The organism is Photobacterium sp. R1 (assembly GCF_054600795.1).
The window spans coordinates 1-375 of the sequence record NZ_BAAHZP010000192.1 but is presented as its reverse complement, the minus strand read 5'-3'; the positions used below and the strand labels follow the sequence as shown (position 1 = coordinate 375).

General features: G+C 52.3%; 1 protein-coding gene. It reads left to right on the top strand.

All coding sequences use genetic code 11. The annotated features are described in order from the left end of the window. Positions 1-375 (top strand): lyase family protein (locus tag ACYP03_RS24625; protein WP_459782471.1); only part of this gene is annotated, 375 nt, incomplete at both ends.

The window sequence follows — 375 nt, the reverse complement described above, 5'->3', positions numbered from 1 at the left end:
AACGTCCCGAAAGATGCACTTTATCAGGCGCAAACCCAGCGAGCCGTAAACAACTTTCCCATTAGCGGGCTGACAATGCCTGTCCAGTTCATCAAAGCACTGGCATTCGTCAAACAAGCCGCCGCAAGAAGCAATCTCGACCTTGAGCTTCTGGATTCAGGCATCGCCCATGCCATTATCGACAGTTGTCAGGAAATTATTGACGGGCAGCACCTTGACCAGTTTCCGATCGATGTTTTCCAGACCGGTTCCGGAACCAGTTCTAATATGAACGCCAACGAAGTTATCGCCACGCTCGCGTCAAAGCGAGCGGGTCAGGCGGTCAGTCCGAATGATCACGTCAACATGGGACAGAGCAGTAACGACGTGATCCCA